Below are 23,802 nucleotides of genomic sequence, written 5' to 3'. Positions count from 1 at the left end.
ACGGATGTTTGTCGTTCACAAAATCAGGGAACACCACCAAACCTGTAGGAGCAAGGCTTGCCCGCGATGGCGCCAGCCGCCTCACCGCAAAATCAGGCCTCAGGCCAAAACGCCCGAATCCCCGCCACACCCTGCGCCCCGATTTCCCACGCCTTCTGCCGCTCCGCCGGCCCAACACCGCCTAGCAAGAACACCGGTTTGCTGAAGCCCGAGATCAGGGTTGCTGCCTGCTCCCAACCCAACGGCTCGGCATCAGGATGCGTCTGAGTCGGCTGCACCGGCGACAGAGTCACGAAATCCACGTCCATCTGCTCGGCCAACGCCAGTTCTTCAGCGTTATGGCAGGACGCCGCCAACCAGCGCGACGCCGGCAGCGGTCGGCCCTTCGCCGCGTACTTGCGCAGTTGCGCGGCGGTGATGTGCCAACCGGCGGACGGGAAGTCCCCCAGCCACTCAAACGGGCCCTTGATCATCAATTGCGCCTTGCCGGCACACAGCCCCGCCGCATCCACCGCCAGATCGCGATATTTAGGGTCGTAGCCGTTAGGTGCCCGCAACACAATCAGCTTGATGCCACCGGCAATGGCTTTCTGGATACCGCGCAGCAAGGCTGGAGTCTCCAGATCTTCCGGGGTAATCAGGTACTCGGCGGGCAACCGCGCAGCCGCAACGATCGGCTGGTTGGCTGCCGGGAACTCGTAGTTCAGCAGATCACGCGCAGCGACCCACTCCAATGGCTGGCCTTCGACGCCGTGGGGCTCGCCGGTAAACGCCGAGACTTCCCAGACATCCAGCAACACTTGCTTGTCCGGATAGTCGTGTTGAACCTTGATCAGCGGACGCGCCGCACTGACGACAATCCCCAACTCTTCCTGAAGCTCACGGGCCAGGGCGGTTTCGACGGATTCGTCGGCCTCGACCTTACCCCCGGGAAACTCCCACAAGCCGCCCTGATGCTGGGTATCGGCACGGCGGGCAATCAGGATCTTGCCGGCGCTGTCACGAATAACAGCGGCGGCGACGTGGACTCGTTTCACCGGGCAATCTCCTCCAGAGCGTCTTTCTGCCAGGCCTTGAAGGCTGGCCATTGGTAAATGGTTTCGACATAGGCCTCGGCCTCGGCCGGCAGCTTCACCTGATAGGTGCGCAGACGCACGGCAATCGGGGCGAAGAACGCGTCAGCCAGGGTCGCTGTGCCGAACAGGAACGGGCCGGTTTCGGTGGCAACAGCGCGGCATTCCGCCCACAGCGCCAGCATCCGCTCGATGTCGGCCTGAGCGTCAGCAGGAATCGATGGCAGCGCTTCGTCACGGCCAAGATCAAACGACATATTGGTGCGCAAACCGAAGAAACCGCTGTGCATTTGCGCGCAAGCCGAGCGGGCCTGGGCACGGGCGGCGGTGTCTTTGGGCCAGAGGCCGGCGTCGGGGAACTGTTCGGCCAGGTACTCGGCAATCGCCAGGGAATCGGCAATGACCCCGTGCTCGGTTTTCAGCAGCGGGACTTTACCGGTCGGCGAATGCTTGAGCACACGTTCACGGGTGTCTGGCTGGCCGAGTTTGATCAGCTCTTCAGTGTAAGGCGCCCCGGTCAAATCAAGGGCCAGGGCACCCCGCAGGGACCAGGAGGAAAGCAATTTGTCGCCGATGATCAGGTGCAGGCTCATGTTCGGGTCCTTCTGATGAGGGATACAGGCCAGAATATCCAGCGTCTGGTAGTGCGCCTTCGCGAGCAAGCCCGCTCCCACAAATCACATCATCTGTAGGAGCGAGGCTTGCCCGCGATGGGAGCGACTCGGTCTTACGTACGGTACTCCGCGTTGATCTTCACGTATTCGTGGGACAGGTCAGTCGTCCAGATGGTTTCGCTGCAATCGCCGCGACCCAGTTCAATACGGATGGTGATTTCTTCCTGCTGCATCACCGCCGAGCCCTGGGCTTCGGTGTAGGTCGACGCCCGAGCACCATGACTGGCGATGCACACCTCACCGAGGAACACGTCGATCTTGCTCACGTCCAGGTTCGGCACGCCGGCACGGCCGACGGCGGCCAGGATGCGGCCCCAGTTCGGGTCGGAGGCGAACAGCGCGGTCTTGATCAGTGGCGAGTGGGCCACGGTGTAACCCACGTCCAGGCATTCCTGGTGATTGCCGCCGCCGTTGACTTCAACGGTGACGAACTTGGTCGCGCCTTCGCCGTCACGCACGATGGCCTGGGCCACGTCCATGCACACTTCGAACACCGCTTGCTTGAGCTTGGCGAACAGTTCACCCGTGGCGGAAGTGATTTGCGGCAACGCAGCCTGACCAGTGGCGATCAGCATGCAGCAATCGTTGGTCGAGGTGTCGCCGTCGATGGTAATGCGGTTGAACGACTTGTTCGCCCCGTCCAGCAGCAGGTTTTGCAGCACGTCGCGAGCAACTTTGGCGTCGGTGGCGATGTAGCCGAGCATGGTCGCCATATTCGGACGAATCATGCCCGCGCCTTTACTGATGCCGGTGACGGTGATGGTCACGCCGTCATGCTGGAACTGGCGGCTGGCGCCTTTGGGCAGGGTGTCGGTGGTCATGATGCCGGTGGCGGCCGCTTCCCAGTTATTCACCGACAGGTCATCGAGGGCCGCTTGCAGGGCTCCTTCGATTTTTTCGACCGGCAGTGGCTCGCCGATCACACCGGTGGAATAAGGCAGCACCAGGCTCGCGTCCACACCGGCCAACTCAGCCAGTTTGGCGCAGGTGCGCTCGGCGGCCGCCAGGCCAGGTTCGCCGGTACCGGCGTTGGCATTGCCGGTGTTGGTCAACAGGTAACGCACCGGCCCCTGCACACGTTGCTTGGCCAGGATCACGGGCGCGGCGCAAAACGCATTCAGCGTAAACACGCCCGCCACCGTGGAGCCTTCGGCACAGCGCATGACCACGACATCCTTGCGCCCCGGGCGCTTGATGCCGGCCGAGGCGATACCGAGTTCAAAACCGGCAACCGGGTGCAACGTTGGCAAAGGACCAAGACCAACAGCCATGAAAGCGCTCCTTTAAAAATGATGTCAGCACCGTCAGCAGGAAGAACGGTGGTTTAAATGGCAAAACGCCGCGACGGCTGATGCCGGTCGCGGCGCGGGTATTTCAGCGTTTGAAACGGGTTTTACTGGATCTGCCCGTGGCAATGCTTGAATTTCTTGCCCGAACCGCAGTAGCACAGTTCGTTACGGCCCAGCTTCTGTTCATTGCGTACCGGCGCGACAGCCAGGGCGACATCGACCTCTTCACCGAGCAGTTCCGGTTGCTCAAGACCCGGTGCTTCGTCATGCAGGAACTGCATGCGCGCGGCCAGTGCCTCGGCTTCCTGACGCAGGCGTTGCTCTTCTGCTTCCGGGTCTTCGCGGCGAACCTGAACGTGTGACAGCACACGGATCGAGTCGCGCTTGATCGAATCCAGCAGCTCGGAGAACAGCGTAAACGACTCGCGCTTGTACTCTTGCTTCGGGTTCTTCTGGGCGTAGCCACGCAAGTGGATGCCGTGACGCAAGTGGTCCATGGTCGACAAGTGGTCTTTCCACAAGTCATCCAGAACGCGCAGCACGATTTGCTTCTCGAAGGAGCGCAGCGCTTCGGCGCCCGCCTGGTCTTCTTTCTCGTTGTACGCGGCGATCAGCTCGTTCATCAGCTTCTCGCGCAGGGTTTCTTCGTACAGGTGATCGTCTTCGTCGAGCCATTGCTGGATCGGCAGGGCTACGCCGAAGTCGCTTTGCAACGAGGCTTCCAGACCGGCCACGTCCCACTGCTCAGGCAGTGACTGTGGTGGAATGTGGGCACTGACGGTGGCGTTGAGCACGTCCTGACGGAAATCAGCGATGGTTTCGCCAATGTTGTCAGCGGCCAGCAACGTGTTACGCATGTGATAAATCACTTTACGCTGTTCGTTGTTGACGTCGTCGAACTCGAGCAGTTGCTTGCGAATGTCGAAGTTGCGGCCTTCAACCTTGCGCTGAGCCTTCTCGATGGCGTTGGTCACCATGCGGTGTTCGATCGCTTCACCGGACTGCATGCCCAGGGCCTTCATGAAGTTCTTCACCCGGTCAGAGGCGAAGATGCGCATCAGGCTGTCTTCCAGCGACAGGTAGAAACGGCTGGAACCGGCGTCACCCTGACGACCGGCACGACCACGCAACTGGTTGTCGATACGGCGCGATTCGTGACGCTCGGAAGCGATCACTTGCAGGCCGCCGGACTCCAGCACTTGCTGGTGACGTTTCTGCCAGTCAGCCTTGATCTGGGCGATCTGCTCAGGGGTCGGGTCTTCCAGCGAAGCCACTTCCACTTCCCAGTTGCCGCCCAACAGGATGTCGGTACCACGACCGGCCATGTTGGTGGCGATGGTCAGTGCGCCTGGGCGACCGGCCTGGGCAATGATCTCGGCTTCTTTTTCGTGGAACTTGGCGTTCAGAACCTTGTGTTCGATGCCTTCCTTCACGAGCAGGCTGGACATGTGCTCGGAGGTTTCAATGGTCGCAGTACCCACCAGCACCGGACGGCCATGGGTCATGCATTCCTTGATGTCGGCCACGATCGCGGCGTACTTCTCTTCCGCAGTGAGGAACACCAGGTCGTTGTAGTCTTTACGCGCCAGCGGCTTGTTCGGCGGGATAACCATCACCGACAGACCGTAGATCTGGTGGAATTCGAACGCTTCGGTGTCTGCGGTACCGGTCATGCCGGACAGCTTGTTGTACAGACGGAAGTAGTTCTGGAACGTGGTCGAGGCCAGGGTCTGGCTTTCGGCCTGGATGTTCAGGTTTTCCTTGGCTTCGATGGCCTGGTGCAGGCCTTCGGACAAACGGCGACCCGGCATGGTACGGCCGGTGTGTTCGTCGACCAGTACAACCTGACCGTCCTGCACGATGTATTCGATGTTGCGATGGAACAGCTTGTGCGCACGCAGACCGGCATAGACGTGGGTCAGCAGGCCCAGGTTATGCGCCGAGTACAGGCTCTCGCCTTCAGCCAGCAGGCCGATACGGGTGAGCATTTCTTCGACGTACTGGTGACCCGCTTCGTTGAGTTCGACCTGACGGGTCTTCTCGTCCACGGTGTAGTGGCCAGCCTTGGTGACTTCGCCTTCGACTTCTTCGACGTGCAATTCCAGCTGCGGGATCAGTTTGTTGATCTCGATGTACAGCTTGGAGCTGTCCTCGGCCTGACCGGAAATGATCAGCGGGGTACGGGCTTCGTCGATGAGGATGGAGTCGACTTCGTCGATCACGGCAAAATTGAGTTCGCGCTGGAATTTTTCTTCCATGCTGAACGCCATGTTGTCGCGCAGGTAGTCGAAACCGAATTCGTTGTTGGTGCCGTAAGTAATGTCGGCAGCGTAAGCCAGGCGTTTCTCTTCCGGCGGCTGGAACGGCGTAACGACGCCGACCGTCAGGCCGAGGAATTCGTAGAGCGGACGCATCCAGTTGGCGTCGCGACGGGCCAGGTAGTCGTTCACGGTAACAACGTGCACGCCCTTGCCGGACAGCGCGTTGAGGTAAACACCCAGTGTTGCCACCAGGGTCTTGCCTTCACCGGTACGCATTTCCGCGATCATGCCTTCATGCAAGGTCATGCCGCCGATAAGCTGGACATCGAAGTGGCGCATACCCATGACGCGCTTGCCGGCTTCGCGGGCGACCGCAAAGGCTTCTGGCAGCAGCTTGTCGAGGGTTTCCCCTTTGGCGATGCGGGCCTTGAATTCATCGGTCTTGGCACGCAATTGATCGTCCGAAAGGGCTACCATTTGCTCTTCGAAGGCATTGACGAATTGCACCGTCTTGAGCATGCGTTTGACTTCACGCTCGTTCTTGCTTCCAAAAAGTTTCTTTAACAAAGGCGCAAACATATCGGCAGGATCTTCCACACTAAAGGGATGGAGGGCGGCCCCGTGAGTCGCCCGAGCAGCCCTCATGGCCGCATGCGAACGAGCATTCTACCCGGAAACGATGGTGAGGAAAGTGGCGTTATTCCACGATGCATGCACTGCGCTATAACGGGGCTCACTTAAAATAAGGGCTTTTTACTGAACTTCAAGCCATTCACGGCAGAAGTTACTTGTTGATTTAATGAGTAAAGCGCGCACAAAGCAATGGGTCGGGTGCAACCAATGCTTTCTGCTACCATGGCCGCTCTGTTACTTCAGGTGTCTGATCATGGCATTTCGCCCTCTTACGGCCAGAGCACCCGCCGTTCTGCTTCGCGAAGCCAAACCGCTGAAAGCCATCTTTGGCCATGCTCAACGCCTGGGTCATTTACAACGCCTGGTGGAAAGCCAGTTGCAACCCGCTGCACGCGAACACTGCCATGTGGCTTCGTGGCGCGAAGGTAGCTTGCTGCTGATTGTCACCGACGGGCATTGGGCAACGCGCCTGCGCTATCAACAAAAACGCCTGCAACGGCAACTGATGCTGTTCGACGAGTTCGCCAGCCTGACCCGGATTCTGTTCAAGGTGCAACCGCCGACCGTCCAGCAAGGTGCGGCGGGACACACCATCAGTTTGTCCGTGGATGCCGGCGCGACCATTCAGGCGACGGCTGATGGCATCACCGATCCGAACCTGCGGGCGGCGCTGGAACGCCTGGCGGCGCACGCCAAACCCAAAGATTAAAAGATCGCAGCCTTCGGCAGCTCCTACATTTAATGGCGTACACCCCGCAGGAGCTGCCGAAGGCTGCGATCTTTTGCTTTTATCGGCGTTTGCTGCCACCGAGCAGTGAGCCCATCAACCCGCGCACCAACTGTCGGCCCAACTGATTCGCCGCCTGTCGCATCGCCGATTTAAGCGCCTGCCCCGCCGCCGTCCCAAGGAACTCCCCGGCTTTATCGGTGAAACTCGGCTCCTCGGGTGCCGGTTTACCCGCCGCCACCTCAGCCTCAGGCGCCAGGCCCTTGCGCCCCATCAACACTTCATACGCCGACTCGCGGTCGATCGGTTTGTCGTAGCGCCCTTTGAACGGCGACCCGGCGATCAGCATCGTGCGCTCGGTTTCGGTCAACGGCCCGATCCGCGATTGCGGCGGCGCGACCAAGACCCGCTGGACCATTTCCGGTGTGCCTTTATCCTGCAAGGTGCCGACCAGTGCCTCGCCGATCCCCAGTTCGGTCAACACCGACAAGGCGTCGAACGCCGGGTTCGGCCGGAAGCCTTCCGCCACTGCCCGCAGGGATTTCTGTTCTTTGGCGGTAAACGCCCGCAGACCGTGCTGAACACGCAAACCGAGTTGCGCCAGCACATCGTCAGGCAAATCCCCCGGCGACTGAGTGACGAAATACACCCCGACGCCTTTGGAGCGAATCAAACGCACCACTTGCTCCAGCCGATCCTGCAACGCTTTGGGCGTGTCGGCGAACAACAAATGTGCTTCGTCGAAAAACAGCGCCAACAGCGGTTTGTCGGCGTCGCCACGCTCCGGCAGTTGCTCGAACAGCTCCGCCAGCAACCACAGCAGGAACGTCGCGTAGACCTTCGGCGCTTCGTGCACCAGACGACTGGCATCGAGCAAATGAATGCGCCCACGCCCATCGGCGGCCGGTTGCAGGATGTCTTCAAGTTGCAGCGCCGGCTCGCCAAACAAGGCTTCGGCGCCCTGCTGTTCCAGAGTAGCCAAGCGCCGTAGCAGCGCCTGACTGGAACCGGTGGTCATCAGTGCCGCGTCTTCACCCAGCAACTGTGGGTTGTCGCGCAAGTGGTTGAGCAGCGCCTTGAGGTCCTTGAGGTCCAGCAGCAACAGGCCTTCGCGGTCCGCGACTTTGAACGCGGCGTACAGCGCCGACTGTTGGCTGTCGGTCAGTTCCAGCAGCGCGCCGATCAGCAGCGGGCCCATTTCACTCAGGGTGGTGCGCAATGGATGACCGGACTCGCCGTGAATGTCCCACAGCGTCACCGGATAGGCCTGCGGCTTGTAATTGAGCCACGGCATCCCGGCAATTCGCTCGGCGACTTTGCCCTGAGGATTGCCGGCCGCGCCCAGCCCACACAGGTCACCTTTGATGTCAGCGGCGAACACCGCCACGCCGGCATCGCTGAACGCTTCGGCCAGACGTTGCAAGGTGACGGTCTTGCCGGTACCGGTAGCGCCCGCGACCAGACCGTGACGGTTCGCCAGGCGCATGGCCTGGGCGATTGGCTGCCCCGCGAGGTCGGCGCCGATAACGAGTTGCGATGAGTCAGGCATTTTGTCACCCATGGTTAATCTTTGATCCTTCACGGCCGATAAATAGAGGCGAGAGACCAGACTGAAAAGAGCGTCGGTAATTCCCTAAGGAGAGACGGAATATCAGCTTACTTTCACCCCTGCACTTTTTGCGCGTCTTTATAAAAGCACGCCCTGGACATAAAGACCTTAGCGGACCCCCAAGCCATGAACAACAATCTGCGCTTCAGCCATAAAATCCTGCTTGCCGCCGCCCTGATCGTCATTGCCGCTTTTGCCTCGTTCACGCTGTACAACGACTATTTACAGCGCAATGCGATTCGCCGTGATCTGAACAACTACCTACAAGAAATGGGCAATGCGACGGCCAAAAACATTCAAACCTGGCTGGCCGGTCGCAGCCTGTTGATCGAAAACCTGTCACAAACCGTTGCGCTGAACCCGGAAACCGGCAACGTGGGCACCCTGCTTGAACAAAAGTCTGTGAGTTCGACCTTTATGGGCGCATTCCTGGGTAACAAGGATGGCTCCTTCACGATTCGCCCGAACAGCAAGATGCCCGACGGCTACGATCCTCGCGTTCGCCCGTGGTACAAAACGGCGCAAGGCTCCAGCGGCTCGGCGCTGACTGAACCCTACATCGATATGGCCACCGGTCAATTGGTGATCTCCATCGTGAACCGCGTCATCAAGGACGGTCAGGACATCGGCGTGGTCGGCGGCGATTTGAGCCTGCAAGTGATCGCGGACAGCCTCAACGCCCTGGACTTCGACGGCATGGGTTATGCCTTCCTGGTCAGCGCCGACGGCAAGATCCTGGTTCACCCGGATAAAGCGCTGGTGATGAAAACCCTGAAAGATGTCTACCCGCAGGACACCCCGGCGATCGGCACTCAACCGAGCGAAATCCAGGTGGATGGCAAAACCCGCATCGTGACCTTCACCCCGATCAAAGGGCTGTCGTCGGTCAACTGGTACATCGGCCTCTCCGTGGACAAGGACAAAGCCTTCTCCATGCTCAGTGAGTTCCGCACCTCGGCGATCATCGCGACCCTCATCGCCGTGGCCATTATCATCGCCCTGCTCGGCATGCTGATCCGCATCCTGATCCAGCCGTTGCACGTCATGACCCGCGCCATGGAAGACATCGCCGACGGTGAAGGCGACCTGACCAAACGCCTGACCATCCAGAACCAGGACGAATTCGGCATCCTCGGCACCGCGTTCAACCGCTTCGTGGAGCGGATTCATACCTCGATCCGCGAAGTGTCCTCGGCCACCGGCCAGGTCAACGAAGTGGCCTTGCGTGTGGTCGCGGCTTCGAACTCGTCGATGTTCAACTCCGACCAGCAAGCCTCGCGCACCAACAGCGTGGCCGCCGCGATCAATCAGCTCGGCGCCGCCGCCCAGGAAATCGCCCGCAACGCCGCGCAAGCGTCGAACCAGGCCAGCGATGCCCGCAGCCTGGCCGAAGATGGCCAGCAAGTGGTGGATCGCAGCATCAAGGCGATGAATCAACTGTCGACCATGCTCAGCGCCTCGAGCACCAATATCGAGTCGCTGAACAGCAAGACCGTGAACATCGGGCAGATTCTCGAAGTGATCACCAGCATTTCCCAGCAAACCAACCTGCTGGCGCTCAACGCCGCGATTGAAGCGGCGCGTGCCGGTGAAGCCGGGCGTGGGTTTGCGGTGGTGGCCGACGAAGTTCGCAACCTGGCGCACCGCACTCAGGAATCGGCGCAACAGGTGCAGACCATGATCGAGGAGCTGCAAGTCGGCGCCCGGGAATCCGTGAGCACCATGAGCGAGAGTCAGCGCCACAGCCAGGACAGCGTGGAAATCGCCAACCTGGCCGGCGAACGCCTGAACAGCGTGACCTTGCGCATTGGCGAGATCGACGGGATGAACCAGTCGGTGGCCACGGCGACTGAGGAACAGACGGCGGTGGTGGAGTCGATCAACGTCGACATTACCGAAATCAACACGCTGAACCAGGAAGGCGTGGAAAACCTGCAATCGACGTTGCGTGCGTGCTCGGATCTGGAGCAGCAGGCGGCGCGGTTGAAGCAGTTGGTCGGCAGTTTCCGTATCTAAGCCGTTCTCTCGGGCCCCTTCGCGGGCAAGCCTCGCTCCTACAGGGTTATGCGATCACCTGTAGGAGCGAGGCTTGCCCGCGAAGGCGACCTCGCCCCCCCCATCGCTCGCTGACACCCCGCCCCACAACCGCAACCGAACATCTATCCTTCATAAAGGTCAACCAAGGGAGTGCCACCGACCGGGAGGGATGTTCATCGTGCATATCGCGGACATAACCATGTTCTACGCCCCGGCCAGCGGTGGCGTGCGCACTTATCTGGATGCCAAGCACCGTCGCCTGAGTGTCAAACCGGGCATTCGTCACAGCTTGCTGATCCCAGGCAAACACCTGAGCGAACGGGACGGAGTGTTCACGGTTCCCGCCCCGGCACTGCCCTTCGGCAAGGGTTATCGTTTCCCCCTCCGACTGGCGCCATGGCGCAATGTCTTGCAGGATTTGCAGCCCGACCTGATCGAGGTCGGCGATCCTTACCTCACCGCGTGGGCGGCGCTGGATGCCCGGCGGCAACTGGATGTGCCGGTGATCGGTTTTTATCACTCGGACCTGCCGCTGCTGGTCAGCAACCGTATGGGCCACTGGGTGACCACCAATGTCGAGGCGTATGTCAGCAGGCTCTACAGCAACTTCGACCGGGTGCTCGCGCCGAGCCAGGTCATGGCGGACAAACTGATCGGGCTGGGGGTGCGCAATGTGTTCGTGCAACCCCTCGGCGTCGATTTGCAGACCTTTCACCCCAGCGCCCGCGACCCGGAACTGCGGGCCGAATTGGGCATTGCTGAAGACACCCGGCTGCTGATCTTCGCCGGGCGCGGTTCCAAGGAGAAAAACCTGCCGGTGCTGCTCGGCTGCATGAAGCGACTGGGAGCTCATTACCATTTGTTACTGGTGGGCTCCTCAATGCCGGCCGTGGTGCCAGACAACGTGACCGTGATCGACGAGTTCTGCCCGGCGTCGCAAGTCGCACGCCTGATGGCCAGTGCTGATGCGCTGCTGCATGCCGGTGATCAGGAAACCTTCGGCCTGGTGATCCTTGAGGCCATGGCCAGTGGTATCCCGGTGGTGGCCGTGGCGGCCGGCGCCTTCAAGGAAATTGTTACCCCGCAATGCGGCGTGCTTTGCCTACCCGACAATCCGCTGGCGATGGCCAACGCGGTGCGCGAGTTGTTCAGTCTCGGCAGCACCGTGCTGGGCAAACAGGCGCGCAGTCATGTCGAACGGCATTACGCCTGGGACGCGGTGGTCAATAGCCTGCTCGGCCACTATCGGGCCGTGCTCGGCAACCATTGGCCGCTGACCGCGAATGGTTGAGCCGATGAAACCCCACCTGTTACTGGTCCTGCACGACGTGGCGCCGAACACTTGGGCCGATTATCGACCGTTCGTCGAAACCGTCGACGCCATGGGCGGGGTGCCCATGACCTGGCTGGTGGTCCCCGATTTCCACAAACGTAATGCCCTCGAAGCCCACCCGGAATTTCGCCGCCTGCTCGGCAACCGTCTCGCCCTCGGTGACGAATTGGCGCTGCATGGCTACTTTCATTGCGATGACAGCCCGACGCCCACCACGCCACGGGACTGGTTCATGCGGCGCGTCTATACCCATGAAGCCGAGTTCTACCGTTTGTCCCGTGAGGCGGCCCTCGCCCGCTTGCAGGCCGGGATTGAAATGTTTCATCGTTACCGCTGGCCACTGGCGGGTTTTGTCGCCCCTGCCTGGCTGATGAGCGAAGGGACGCGCCAGGCCTTGCGTCAGTTGCCATTGAGTTACACCAGCGACCCGCAACATCTGTATCGTCTGCCGGACTTTTGCCCGATCGAGGCGCCGGGCCTGGTCTGGAGTGCCCGCAGTGCCTGGCGCCGAGGGCTGTCGAAAGTGCTCAGCGATCAACGGGAACAGCGCTGGCGACAGGCGCCGGTGATTCGCCTCGGCCTGCACCCGGTGGACATGCAGCATGGGTTTTCACGTAACTACTGGCTGCAAACACTTGAACGCTTACTCAACGAGGGACGTGTACCGATGACCAAGGCCGGTTGGCTGACACTGCAAAATAAGCGCATGGGCCACGCCGCATGAGTCGGGGGATTCTGCTGTTTCTCGCCCTGCTCGCGGCGGTATTGATCCCGCTGGTGCTGGGCGGCAACGAAACCTGGTCGCGTTTGCAAAACTTTCCGCTGAGTGTGTTGCTGATCATGTTCGGCATGATCCTGCTCTGCTGGGTGGTGAACACGATGCGCCTGCGCCTGTTGCTGGGCGATCAACTCGGCAAGGTCAGCCCCGTCAAAAGCCTCGGGGTGGTGATGGCCGCCGAGTTCGCCTACTGCGCCACGCCCGGCGGCAGTGGCGGACCGCTGACCATCATGGCCCTGCTGGCGCGCAACGGCGTGCGTCCGGCTCGGGGCAGCGCGGTGTTTGCCATGGATCAGTTGAGCGACCTGCTGTTTTTCCTTTGTGCCCTGAGCGGGATTCTGATTTATGCGCTGTTCCAGCACCTCAGCCAACGCATGGAATGGCTGCTGACGGTCAGTGCGGTGTCGATGTTCGGCGGTTTGGTCAGTTGTGTGGTGGTGGCCCGCTATCACCGTTTGCTGATTCGCCTGAGCGGGCGCTTGCTCGCCAGGCTGAATGTCAAAGCCACCACGCGCCTGCGCTGGGCGCGAAAACTCCTGCACTTTCTGGCGGCGTTTACCGACACGCTGAAGTTACCGGCTCAGACACTGATTAAAGTATTTGCCCTGACCTGTGTGCATTGGGTACTGCGCTACAGCGTGTTGTATCTGGCGTTACGCGGGCTCGGGGCGGATTTGCAGTGGGCCTGGAGCTTTCTGATCCAGATGCTCTCGCTGAGCGCGGGGCAGTTCAGTCTGTTGCCGGGCGGTGCCGGGGCGGCGGAATTGACCTCGGCGGCGTTGTTGGCGCCCATGGTAGGGAAATCCACCGCAGCGGCGGCGATTTTGATCTGGCGGGCGGTGACTTATTACTTTTATCTGGTGGTGGGTGGGCCGGTGTTTTTAATGATGCTTGGCAGGCCGCTGATTAAGAAGTTGCTGAAGTTTAAACAGGCCTGAACAGCAAAAGATCGCAGCCTTCGGCAGCTCCTACGGGGGAATGTGATTCATGTAGGAACTGCCGAAGGCTGTGATCTTTTCAGCGTTTTTATCTCTTCATCGTCAGGCGCGGGCTTCAACTCTTCCCACAACTCGGCAGCCCCCGGAAACTCCGTCCCATCCTCCGGGCTCATGTCTTGCGGGTCATAACGACTCAAACAACCCTCGCCTAATGTTGCGGGCGCCCTGGAAGTGGCTTTGTCCAGTGGATCGGCCATGGTCAATATCCTCAGTGCAGAAACGGCGAAGGGCCTGAAGCGATTGAACGCCCAGGCCCTTCGAATTTCAACCGCGGTGTTTTAGAACACGACGGTTTTATTGCCGTGTACCAACACTCGATCTTCCAGGTGATAGCGCAGACCACGGGCCAGCACCATCTTCTCGACGTCGCGACCGAAACGCACCATGTCTTCGATGCTGTCGCTGTGGCTGACGCGCACCACGTCCTGCTCGATGATCGGACCGGCGTCCAGTTCTTCGGTGACATAGTGGCAAGTGGCGCCGATCAACTTCACGCCACGCAGGGAAGCCTGGTGATACGGCTTGGCACCGACGAACGACGGCAGGAAGCTGTGGTGAATGTTAATGACCTTGTGCGCATATTCGCTGCACAACTCCGGCGGCAGGATCTGCATATAACGGGCAAGTACCACCACTTCTGCAGCGTGCTGTTTGACCAGGCGCGAGACTTCGGCGAACGCCGGTTCTTTGTCCTGCGGATTGACCGGGACGTGGTAGTACGGAATGCCGTGCCACTCAACCATGCTGCGCAAGTCATCATGGTTGGAAATCACACAGGAGATTTCGCAATCGAGTTCATCGCTGTGCCAGCGGTGCAGCAAGTCGGCCAGGCAATGAGACTCACGGCTGGCCATCAACACCACGCGTTTCTTCTGGGCGGTATCGGTGATGCGCCAGTTCATCGAGAACTCTTCGGCGATCGGCGCAAACGCCTCACGAAAAGCTTCAATACCAAAAGGCAGCGAATCGGCACGAATCTCGTGACGCATGAAGAACCAGCCACTGAGATTGTCCGAGTGGTGGCTCGCTTCAGTGATCCAGCCGTTATGTGACGCCAGAAAGTTACTGACTTTAGCAACGATGCCGACGCGGTCCGGGCAAGCAATCACCAGCCGAAAAGTGCGCATGAGGGGAAACTCCAGAACTTCGCAAAGGCCGCCATTCTAGCGATTGCGCGGCAAAACTGCAGTATTGATCACGCCTTGCGCCGCACACTGCCGGGCGACAGCGATTCTGGCAGTGCCGCGTCCCGCGCGATGGAGTTCATGTTGCCCCTCTTCAAGCGCTCAGTTGTGAATATGTGTGAGCATTAGCCCGACACTATTTAACAATACATCGAAATTTGTGACCGGCTCGCCGCAACTAAATTAAATAAACTCCGGTTAAATGTTTACTTGATGAAACACCCTGACTATTATTGCCGCACTGTCCCCTGCCATCCCGCGTCCTACATAAGGTAGTCCTCATGTCCTTGATCAACGAATACCGCGCCACCGAAGAAGCTATCAAAGAGCTGCAAGCCCGTTTGAAGAACCTGTCCCAAGACGACAAACTGCAAACCGAGCTGGAATTCGAAGGCAAACTGCGCACCCTGATGGGCGAATATTCCAAATCCCTGCGTGACATCATTGCGCTATTGGATCCAGAGTCCAAATCCAAAGCACCACGCGGCGGCGCAGTAAAAACTACTGGCACCAAGCGTGCTCGCAAAGTTAAACAATACAAAAACCCGCACAACGGCGAAGTCATCGAAACCAAAGGTGGCAACCACAAGACTCTGAAAGAGTGGAAAGCCAAGTGGGGCGGTGATGTGGTTGAAGGCTGGGCTACCCTGCTGGGCTAAGCCGCACGCTCGTCGCAGACAGATTCTGTGACGCAAAAAGAACGCCAGCAAATGCTGGCGTTTTTTTATGCCTGGCATTCAGGCTGGCTGATTTTCGAATTCAAAGACTCAAACGATTGCGTAATTCCAAGACATAATTTTGCCACTCATTCAGCACCTCCCGCTGAATCGATGTAGCACTAGTCGCCCATTGGGCCGCTGCCTCTGTAAAAGTTTCGAGGGTATTTGGCGCCCCGTACTCCGGTACCAACAAACGTTGCTGACAGAATATTCGCCAGCGTTCTTGCTCTTCAAAATTCAAGGTGTCGGGGAAGTTGCGTGCGCGATATCGAAACAATAATTCCGGTAAACGTTCATCATCGAACGGCCATTGTTGTTGCGCTAATTGCGCAGGGTCCGCCGCCCGGACTTGCTCACATAAACGCCGGTCCCGATCACCGATAAAGCCATCGTATAACTGTTGCTCCGGGTCCAGGCTCGGGGCGAAATCTTCGTTGGCATAAATCGCCGTGACTTTATCGCGCCAAACTTGTTGTGCGTCACTTAGCCGCAGCGCTCGCGCCTGATAAAGCGCCATGTCCAGGCCCAGGCGTTGCTGATCTTCAGGGCGAAGTACCGACAACGGCGCCACCACCGGGCACTTATTGATGTGGATGAGTTTGAGCGGCACCGGCAGTTCGCCTTCGGCCAGATCATCGCGCCGGGTGTACAGGCGCTGACGCAAGGTCTCGGCGTCCAGATCGAGCAAGCCCTGGGGGGCCAGGTGCAGATCACAAACGATCAACGCGTTCTTGTTGCGCGGGTGCCAGGCCAGCGGCAGCACCACGCCGACGAAGTGACGGGCCGCGGAAAAACGCCCGGAGATGTGCACCATCGGCTGCAACAACCGAACCTGATCCATCACCTTTTGCTTACTGCGCAACTGAAACAGCCAGTCATACAACTTCGGCTGTTTCTCGCGAATCAAACGGGCCAGGGCGATGGTGGCGCGAACGTCCGACAAGGCCTCGTGGGCATTGCCGTGATCGATGTTGTTAGCGACCGTCAGGCGATCCAGCTTAAGCGTCACCCGCCCTTCATCGTCGGTAGGCCAGGCCAGGCCATCGGGGCGCAGGGCATAAGCGGCGCGCACCACATCGATCAGGTCCCAACGACTGTTGCCGCCCTGCCACTCGCGGGCATAGGGGTCGAAGAAATTTCGATACAGGCTGTAACGGGTCATCTCGTCGTCGAAACGCAAGGTGTTGTAACCGGCCCCGCAGGTGCCGGGCGCTGCGAGTTGGGCATGCACCCGGGTCATGAAATCGGCTTCGCTCAAGCCTTGTTCGGCCAATTGGCGCGGGGTGATGCCGGTGATCGCGCACGCCGCCGGATGCGGCAGGATGTCGTCGCTGGGCTGGCAATACAGATTGACCGGTTCGTCTATTTCATTGAGCTCGAAGTCGGTGCGAATCCCGGCCACTTGCAACGGGCGGTCGCAACGGGGGTTGATGCCAGTGGTTTCATAGTCGTACCAGAAGATGGAGGTCACGGGCTGTTCCTGAACTGAAGACCGACGAAGTCTAGGCGCAGACAAGTCGCTGCGGCCAGTCAATCTGTCATTCAATCACCTGCGGCTTCGCATCGTGCAATACATAGTTATGTCGTTTCCCCCCGAGAGGCTGCTAGCATCGGACGGACATTGAATCCCGATCCGGCCCCATCATTCAGGTTGCCCATGCTCGAGACCACAGCACTGCCAAGGAAAGCGACGCTGCCCCCGCCACTGGATACGCGGTATCAAGTCGAAACGCCCGAAGGCATCGACTTGCCACTGCGCCCGGCCGGGTTGCCGGTCCGTGCGCTGGCGTTCTGCATCGACCTGGGCTTGCGCGGGTTGATCCTCGGCGTGTTGTTCACCGTGCTGGCATTTCTCGGCAAACTCGGCGCCGGGCTGGGCTCGATCCTGCTGTTCGCGGTCAGTTGGTGGTACATGGTGCTGTTCGAGGTGCTCAATCAGGGGCGCTCGCCCGGCAAGCAGTGGATGGGTTTGCGCGTGGTCCAGGACGACGGCACGCCCGTCGGCTGGGCGGCCTCGCTGCTGCGCAACCTGCTGCGTTTTGTCGACCTGTTGCCGTTCGGCTACTTTCTGGGCGCCATCAGTTGCCTGCAACATCCGACCTTCAAGCGCCTCGGCGATCTGGCCGCCGGTACGCTGGTGATCTATAGCGAACAACCGCTCCCCCGCCCCGACCTGCCCGAAGCAACGCCCCGGCGCCCGGCCTTCGCCCTGACACTGACCGAGCAGCGCGCCATCCTGGGTTTTGCCGAGCGTCAGGGTGAACTCTCCGAAGCACGGGCCAACGAACTGGCGAGCATCCTCGCCCAGCCGTTGCAGGTGCCGACGCCACGGGCGGTGGCCGAACTCAACGGCATCGCCCGCGGCTTGTTGGGCCCCGCATGAAGCAAAGCCTTTTCGAAAGTCGCCACAAGGCCGAATGGGAGCAGTTCGCCTTCGTCCTCGACCGGTTGGAGCAGGGCAAGGACGCCTCACGCATCGCCAGTTTTCCGAAAGACTATCGCCGGCTCTGCCAACACCTGGCCATGGCCCGGGAGCGCGGCTACAGCAGCTTCCTGGTGGACTCGTTGCAGCATCAAGTGCTGCGCGGGCATCAACAGTTTTATCGGCATCGCAGCCGCTTGGGGGCCAATGCACTGGCGTTCATCCTCGCCGACTTCCCGCGCCTGGTGCGCGAGCAATGGCGCTTCGTACTCGTCGCCGGCCTGATGTTTTTCGGCAGCCTGATCGGCATGGGTCTGCTGGTGTACCTGTTCCCGGACCTGATCTACAACCTGATCCCGGCCGAGCAGGTCAGCGAGATGCAAAGCATGTACGACCCGGTCGCCGGGCACCTCGGTCGCTCGGCCGAACGTGCAGCCAGCGAAGACTGGGTGATGTTCGGCTACTACATCATGCACAACATCGGCATCGCCTTTCAGACCTTCGCCAGCGGTGTGCTGTTTGGGTTGGGCAGCGCGTTTTTCCTGGTCTTCAACGGCCTCACCATCGGTGCGGTGGCCGGGCACCTTACGCACATCGGTTATGGGCAAACCTTCTGGTCCTTCGTGATTGGCCACGGCGCGTTCGAACTGAGCGCCATCGTTCTGTCCGGTGCCGCCGGCCTGCAATTGGGCTGGGCGCTGATTGCACCGGGGCGCCTGCGCCGGGGCGAGGCCTTGCGCCTTGCGGCGCGTAAAAGCGTGCTGCTGATTTGCGGGGTGATGCTGTTTCTGCTGATGGCGGCGTTTATCGAAGCCTACTGGTCGTCCATGACCGCGCCCGCGCCCATGACCAAATACCTGGTCGGCGCCGGGCTCTGGTTGTTGGTGGCGGCGTATCTGCTGTTGGCCGGACGGACTCGCCATGCGCCTGAGTGACGCCACGGTGGTGATTCGCCCGCGCAGCACCTGGGAAGCCATGGACCTGGGCGTGTTGCTGAGTCAACGGCACCGACGCTTGCTGATGACCAGTTGGGCCATCGTGACCTTGCCGGTGTTCGCCCTGCTGAGTCTGCTGTTGTGGGACTCGCCGTCGCTGGCGGTGTTTATTTTCTGGTGGCTGAAACCGGCGTTCGAGCGGCTGCCGCTGTACATCCTGTCCAAATCCCTGTTCGGTGAAACCCCAACGCTCAAACAAGCCCTGCGCCAATGGCCCAGCCTGCTCAAGCCGCAATTGCTGGCAAGCCTGACCTGGCGGCGCCTGAGTCTGAGCCGCAGTTTTGTGATGCCGGTGGTGCAACTCGAAGGCCTGGGCGGGACAGCGCGCCAACAACGCCTGCGTGTTTTGCTGCAACGCAATGCCGGTGCCGGGCAATGGCTGACGATCATCGGCGTGCACCTGGAAACCGCCCTGTGGATCGGCTTGATGGTGTTGTTCTACCTGCTGCTGCCACAACAGATCGAGCTCGACTGGGACTGGCAGACCCTCATCGCTGCCGCCGATCATGACTGGCGCTGGCTGGAACACCTGACCAACGCCTTTTACGCCTTGGTGCTGGTGCTGTGGGAACCGATCTACGTGGCCTGCGGCTTCAGCCTTTATTTGAACCGGCGCACGGTGCTGGAGGCCTGGGACATCGAGTTGGTATTCCGGCGCATGCGCCAACGCCTGAGCAGTGCGGCGGTTGCCCTGCTGTTGGTGGTGATCCTGCTGATGCCGACGACACAAAGTGTCTGGGCCGCAGAGCCGGTCATGACACCGGACACCCCGCGCCTGCTCGACCAGCCGCTGACCAGCCAGGCGTCACGGGACAGCATCAAGGCAATCCTCGAACAGCCGCCGTTCAAGAACAAGGAAAGCATCACCCGCTACCGTTTTGGCGAAGAAAAACCGGCCCCGCAAAACGCGGGTGATGGTGATGCCAACGCGCCCGAATGGTTGAAGGCCTTGCTTCGAGCACTGGATAGTCAACGCTTCGGCGCATTGGCCACGTTAGTGGAAGTGCTGTTGTGGGGCGCGCTGATCGGGGGGCTTGCGTTGTTGATCTGGCGTTACCGCGAATGGCTTCAGGCGTTTGTCAGCCGCCGACCGGCACTGCGGAGCAAGATCCAGCGCCCGGTGCCCAAGCAACTGTTCGGGTTGGATGTCCACCAGGAAACCTTGCCCGCCGATGTCGCGGCCACCGCCGAAATCCTCTGGCAAACCAACCCGCGTGAAGCCCTCGGGCTGCTTTATCGGGCCTTGCTCAGCCGCTTGCTGCACGACTTCAATCTGCCCCTCAAAGACGCCGACACCGAAGGCCAGGTACTGACGCGGGTCGGGCAACTGCAACAACCAGCCTTGCTCGCCTTCAGCCAAAACCTGACCCGACACTGGCAGAACATGGCCTACGGGCATCGCTTGCCCCCGGCGGCGCTGCAACAGGAACTCTGCGACGGCTGGCGAGCGCTGTTCAACCCGGGAGCCGCCCGTTGAACCGGCGCGGGTGGCAGGCGCTCGGCGCGCTGTTTGCTGTGTTGTTGGCCGCGCTGTGCGTTTTTCTATATCTCAAAGCCACGCCCTACCAGGAGATTGTCGATCACGGCGCCTCGCCCGAAGCCAAGGCCAATCCTTACCTCGCCGCCGAACAGTTCCTGCGCAAAAACGCCGTTACCGTCACCCACGCCAACAGCCTCGACGTGCTGCCCGGCATCGACCCGCGTCAACACAGCCTGTTGCTGTTGGGGGATCGTTCGAACATGACCCCGCGCCAGATCGATCAGGTCCTGAACTGGACCCGGGCCGGTGGCCGCTTGCTGTTCGTCGCCGAGTCGCTGTGGGATGAAAAGACCGGCCAGAGCAATGACCTGCTGCTCGATCGGGTGCAGTTGCATCAATCCTTGAGCAAAGACCTCAAGGACCCGCCGCCCGACCCGGCCGACGATCCATATCCAGACCTGACCAAGCTCTACCTCGAAGACGAGGATGCGCCGGCGTACTTCAGTTTCGACACGGCATTCCATCTGGACGACCCGAAAAACCTCGCCCGGGCCTGGGCCAACAGCGGCAAGGGCACACACATGATGCAACTGGCCTACGGGGCCGGTTCGATCACCGTGGTTACCGACGCTGACCTGTGGAAAACCCCGGCCATCGAAAAATACGACAACGCCTGGCTGCTCTGGTACTTGAACGCCGACACCAATGTGACGCTGCTGTACAACACCGATCACGATTCGCTGCTGACCTTGCTGCTGCGCTACTTTCCCCAGGCACTGGTGGCCCTCGCCGCGCTGATCATTCTCGGTGGCTGGCACGCCGGCGTGCGCCACGGCCCGCTGCTGGAACCCGTGCCGAGGGCGCGCCGACAACTTCAGGAACACTTGCGCGCCAGCGCCGATTTCATGCTGCGGCGCAACGGCCAAAACAATCTGCTGCTGGCCTTGCAGCAAGACATCCTGCGCCGCGCCCGCCGCCGCCATCCCGGTTTCGAACAATTGGCGGTTGCCGAACAATGGCTGGTGCTTGCGCGCCTGACCCGGCAACCCACCCGCGCCATCAGCCAGGCCCTGAGCCCCCGCCCGAAACAGCGGCTGTCGAGCGCTGAATTCAGCCGTCAGGTCGCCCACCTGCAAACCTTGAGGAATGCCTTATGAGTGAGATCCAGCCGGACGCGCAACAGCACGCCGCCCAGCAACGCCAGCGCGCCAGTCAATTGGCTCAGGCGGTGCGCAACGAATTGCAGAAAGCCGTGATCGGCCAGAACAGCGTGATCGATGATGTGCTCACCGCGCTGATCGCCGGCGGCCATGTGTTGCTCGAAGGCGTGCCGGGGCTGGGCAAAACGTTGCTGGTGCGCGCCCTGGCCCGTTGCTTCGGTGGCGAGTTCGCACGCATCCAGTTCACCCCGGACCTGATGCCCAGCGACGTCACCGGGCACGCGGTGTACGACCTGCAAACCGAGCAGTTCAAACTGCGCAAGGGCCCGCTGTTCACCAACCTGTTGCTGGCCGACGAGATCAACCGCGCTCCGGCCAAGACCCAGGCCGCGCTGCTCGAAGCCATGCAGGAACGCCAGGTCACCCTCGAAGGCCGGGCGCTGCCGATTGCCCAGCCGTTCATGGTGCTGGCCACGCAAAACCCGATCGAACAGGAAGGCACTTACCCGCTGCCGGAAGCCGAGCTGGATCGCTTCATGCTCAAGGTGCGCATGGACTATCCCGACGCCGAGCAAGAGCTGGACATGGTGCGCCAGGTCACCCGCTCGACCCGCGCCGACATGCTCGACGTGCAACCGCTGCGCACCGTGTTGCAAGCCAAGGATGTGCTGGCGCTGCAACGCATCGCCAGCGATCTGCCGCTGGATGAACAGGTGCTCGACTACGCCATCCGCCTGGCCCGTGCCACCCGCACCTGGCCCGGCCTGAGCCTTGGCGCCGGGCCACGGGCGTCCATCGCCCTGGTGCGTTGCGCGCGGGCGCGGGCGTTGTTGCGCGGCGGCGAATTTGTGATTCCGGATGACATCAAGGGCTGCGCCCTGGCGGTGTTGCGTCACCGGGTGCGGATGGCACCCGAGCTGGACATTGAAGGGCTGGATATCGATCAGGTGCTCGGCCAGATGCTGGATCAAGTTGTGGCACCGAGGGTTTGAACGTCTTGAAAGATCGCAGCCTTCGGCAGCTCCTACATCGATCGCACGCCCCTGTAGGAGCTGCCGAAGGCTGCGATCTTCTAAATACCCAACGCGGTATCGCCCAATGAAGCCATCCCGCCTGCTGCTGATCTGGCTGTCGGTGCTGCTTGGCTTGGGCATCGTGCTCGGCGCCTTGCGGGCGCTCGAAATCCCCCTGCCGAAAAACCTGCCATCGATCAGTTGGGGGCTACTGCTGGCGCTTCTGGCCTTGAGCGTTATCGACGCCATCCGCCTCAAGCGAATGCCCGCGCCGCGCCTTAAACGACACATGCCCGGCAGCCTGGCATTGGGGCGTTGGGGCGAGGTGCAACTGGATATCGAGCACGCATTTGCTCACCCTCTGCAGGTGCAGATTTTCGATCACGCCCCCGATGGGCTGATCTTCGAACACTTGCCGCAAACCGTGGAACTGCAACCCGGCCAGCACAGCCAGATCACCTATCGCCTGCGGCCCCTGCGCCGTGGTCACTTCGCCTTCGAACACGGCGAAATCAACCTGCCGAGCCCCTTGGGTTTGTGGTCCGGCAAACGCTTGATCCGGGTGGCCGACACCACCCGCGTCTACCCGGACTTCGCCCGCCTCTATGGCGGCGAACTGTTGGCGGTGGACAACTGGCTCAGCCAGCTCGGTGTGCGCCAACGGCAACGCCGGGGCCAGGGGCTGGAGTTCCATCAACTGCGCGAATACCGCGAAGGCGACAGCCTGCGCCAGATCGACTGGAAAGCCACCGCCCGCCAACGCACGCCGATTGCCCGCGAGTACCAGGACGAGCGCGACCAGCAGATCATTTTCATGCTCGATTGCGGTCGGCGGATGCGCAGCCAGGACGGCGAGCTCAGCCATTTCGACCATGCGCTCAACGCCTGCCTGCTGCTCAGTTACGTGGCTCTGCGCCAGGGCGATGCCGTGGGCCTGAGCACCTTCGCCAGCGACCCGCCGCACTACCTCGCACCAGTCAAGGGCTCGGGGCAGCTCAAGAAGTTGCTCAACACCGTCTACGACCTCGACACCACGCAACGTCCTGCCGACTATCAGGCTGCGGCCAGCCAGTTGCTGGCCCGGCAAAAACGCCGGGCGCTGGTGGTGCTGGTGACCAACCTTCGGGATGAAGACGATGAAGAACTGCTCAATGCCGTGCAACGCCTGGGGCAACGACATCGGGTGCTGATCGCCAGCCTGCGCGAAGACACCCTCGACACCTTGCGGCAGTTGCCGGTGCAAACCTTGCCCGAGGCCTTGCTGTATTGCGGGACGGTGGACTATTTGAATGCGCGGGCCGAACTCCACGAGCGGTTGAGTGCTTATGGCGCCCACATAGTGGATGCCCGGCCCGCAGCGTTCGGGGCCGAGCTGATCACGCGTTACCTGAGTTTAAAAAGAGGTAACGTGCTCTGA

General features: G+C 60.8%; 20 protein-coding genes. 12 read left to right on the top strand and 8 right to left on the bottom strand.

Annotated elements, in window-relative coordinates; genetic code table 11:
* Window positions 1-92 precede the first annotated feature (92 nt).
* The 4 genes from V5E99_RS07625 to secA all read right to left on the bottom strand — a co-directional run bounded on the left by V5E99_RS07625 (window position 93) and on the right by secA (window position 5,876).
* Window positions 93-1,037, bottom strand: coding sequence for a Nudix family hydrolase (locus tag V5E99_RS07625; RefSeq protein ID WP_499801898.1), 945 nt, complete (start codon window positions 1,035-1,037; stop codon window positions 93-95).
* The gene (locus tag V5E99_RS07620) at window positions 1,034-1,735 is read right to left on the bottom strand and encodes a glutathione S-transferase family protein (protein ID WP_499801897.1); all 702 of its coding nucleotides are present in this window, start codon (window positions 1,733-1,735) and stop codon (window positions 1,034-1,036) included. The genes V5E99_RS07625 and V5E99_RS07620 overlap by 4 nt, the downstream gene beginning before the upstream one ends.
* Before the next feature lie 65 nt (window positions 1,736-1,800).
* Complete coding sequence (argJ, locus tag V5E99_RS07615) at window positions 1,801-3,018, bottom strand: bifunctional glutamate N-acetyltransferase/amino-acid acetyltransferase ArgJ (protein ID WP_499801896.1); 1,218 nt, start codon at window positions 3,016-3,018, stop codon at window positions 1,801-1,803.
* Between the two features lie 122 nt (window positions 3,019-3,140).
* A complete protein-coding gene (gene secA / locus V5E99_RS07610; RefSeq protein WP_499801895.1) occupies window positions 3,141-5,876 on the bottom strand; it encodes a preprotein translocase subunit SecA in 2,736 nt (911 codons plus the stop codon).
* 307 nt (window positions 5,877-6,183) lie between these two features.
* On the opposite strand from secA, the gene V5E99_RS07605 reads away from it, so the two are divergent.
* Window positions 6,184-6,639 (top strand): DUF721 domain-containing protein, encoded by a 456-nt coding sequence (locus tag V5E99_RS07605; RefSeq protein WP_499801894.1) that lies wholly within the window; start codon window positions 6,184-6,186, stop codon window positions 6,637-6,639.
* Between the two features lie 79 nt (window positions 6,640-6,718).
* Here the strand turns inward: V5E99_RS07605 and V5E99_RS07600 are convergent, their stop codons facing one another.
* A complete protein-coding gene (locus tag V5E99_RS07600) occupies window positions 6,719-8,206 on the bottom strand; it encodes a helicase HerA-like domain-containing protein (RefSeq protein ID WP_499801892.1) in 1,488 nt (495 codons plus the stop codon).
* Window positions 8,207-8,392: 186 nt separating this feature from the next.
* Here V5E99_RS07600 and V5E99_RS07595 point away from each other — a divergent pair, with 186 nt between their 5' ends.
* The 4 genes from V5E99_RS07595 to gpgF all read left to right on the top strand — a co-directional run bounded on the left by V5E99_RS07595 (window position 8,393) and on the right by gpgF (window position 13,352).
* Window positions 8,393-10,282 (top strand): methyl-accepting chemotaxis protein, encoded by a 1,890-nt coding sequence (locus V5E99_RS07595; RefSeq protein WP_499801891.1) that lies wholly within the window; start codon window positions 8,393-8,395, stop codon window positions 10,280-10,282.
* A gap of 190 nt (window positions 10,283-10,472) precedes the next feature.
* Entirely contained in the window at window positions 10,473-11,594 is a 1,122-nt protein-coding gene (gpgS, locus tag V5E99_RS07590) for an N-acetylglucosaminyl phosphatidylglycerol synthase (RefSeq protein WP_499801890.1), read from the top strand.
* Between the two features lie 4 nt (window positions 11,595-11,598).
* Window positions 11,599-12,360, top strand: coding sequence for an N-acetylglucosaminyl phosphatidylglycerol deacetylase (gene gpgD / locus V5E99_RS07585; protein WP_499801889.1), 762 nt, complete (start codon window positions 11,599-11,601; stop codon window positions 12,358-12,360).
* Window positions 12,357-13,352, top strand: coding sequence for a glucosaminyl phosphatidylglycerol flippase (gpgF, locus tag V5E99_RS07580; protein ID WP_499801888.1), 996 nt, complete (start codon window positions 12,357-12,359; stop codon window positions 13,350-13,352). Before gpgD ends, gpgF begins: the two co-directional genes overlap by 4 nt.
* A gap of 47 nt (window positions 13,353-13,399) precedes the next feature.
* Here the strand turns inward: gpgF and V5E99_RS07575 are convergent, their stop codons facing one another.
* The gene (locus tag V5E99_RS07575; RefSeq protein WP_499801887.1) at window positions 13,400-13,609 is read right to left on the bottom strand and encodes a hypothetical protein; all 210 of its coding nucleotides are present in this window, start codon (window positions 13,607-13,609) and stop codon (window positions 13,400-13,402) included.
* Window positions 13,610-13,690: 81 nt separating this feature from the next.
* A complete protein-coding gene (gene purU, locus V5E99_RS07570; protein ID WP_499801886.1) occupies window positions 13,691-14,539 on the bottom strand; it encodes a formyltetrahydrofolate deformylase in 849 nt (282 codons plus the stop codon).
* Window positions 14,540-14,877: 338 nt separating this feature from the next.
* Between purU and mvaT the strand changes: the two genes are divergently transcribed.
* Window positions 14,878-15,255 carry a histone-like nucleoid-structuring protein MvaT gene (mvaT, locus tag V5E99_RS07565; protein ID WP_007945872.1) on the top strand — a complete coding sequence of 126 codons (378 nt, stop codon included), beginning with the start codon at window positions 14,878-14,880 and terminating at the stop codon, window positions 15,253-15,255.
* Between the two features lie 100 nt (window positions 15,256-15,355).
* On the opposite strand, the gene sbcB is transcribed toward mvaT, so the two are convergent.
* Window positions 15,356-16,786, bottom strand: coding sequence for an exodeoxyribonuclease I (gene sbcB, locus V5E99_RS07560; protein ID WP_499801885.1), 1,431 nt, complete (start codon window positions 16,784-16,786; stop codon window positions 15,356-15,358).
* Between the two features lie 186 nt (window positions 16,787-16,972).
* On the opposite strand from sbcB, the gene V5E99_RS07555 reads away from it, so the two are divergent.
* The 6 genes from V5E99_RS07555 to V5E99_RS07530 all read left to right on the top strand — a co-directional run bounded on the left by V5E99_RS07555 (window position 16,973) and on the right by V5E99_RS07530 (window position 23,802).
* The gene (locus V5E99_RS07555; RefSeq protein ID WP_499801884.1) at window positions 16,973-17,698 is read left to right on the top strand and encodes an RDD family protein; all 726 of its coding nucleotides are present in this window, start codon (window positions 16,973-16,975) and stop codon (window positions 17,696-17,698) included.
* Window positions 17,695-18,672, top strand: coding sequence for a stage II sporulation protein M (locus V5E99_RS07550; protein WP_499801883.1), 978 nt, complete (start codon window positions 17,695-17,697; stop codon window positions 18,670-18,672). The genes V5E99_RS07555 and V5E99_RS07550 overlap by 4 nt, the downstream gene beginning before the upstream one ends.
* On the top strand, window positions 18,659-20,209 hold the full coding sequence (locus tag V5E99_RS07545) for a DUF4129 domain-containing protein (RefSeq protein ID WP_499801882.1): 1,551 nt from the start codon (window positions 18,659-18,661) through the stop codon (window positions 20,207-20,209). Before V5E99_RS07550 ends, V5E99_RS07545 begins: the two co-directional genes overlap by 14 nt.
* Window positions 20,206-21,369 (top strand): DUF4350 domain-containing protein, encoded by a 1,164-nt coding sequence (locus tag V5E99_RS07540; protein WP_499801881.1) that lies wholly within the window; start codon window positions 20,206-20,208, stop codon window positions 21,367-21,369. Before V5E99_RS07545 ends, V5E99_RS07540 begins: the two co-directional genes overlap by 4 nt.
* Entirely contained in the window at window positions 21,366-22,364 is a 999-nt protein-coding gene (locus V5E99_RS07535) for an AAA family ATPase (protein ID WP_499801880.1), read from the top strand. Before V5E99_RS07540 ends, V5E99_RS07535 begins: the two co-directional genes overlap by 4 nt.
* Before the next feature lie 106 nt (window positions 22,365-22,470).
* Entirely contained in the window at window positions 22,471-23,802 is a 1,332-nt protein-coding gene (locus tag V5E99_RS07530; RefSeq protein ID WP_499801879.1) for a DUF58 domain-containing protein, read from the top strand.

It is taken from the genome of Janthinobacterium sp. LPB2021202312-11-4 (genome assembly GCF_037049705.1).
GTDB lineage: Bacteria > Pseudomonadota > Gammaproteobacteria > Pseudomonadales > Pseudomonadaceae > Aquipseudomonas.
This window is presented reverse-complemented; position numbering and strand designations above follow the sequence as displayed.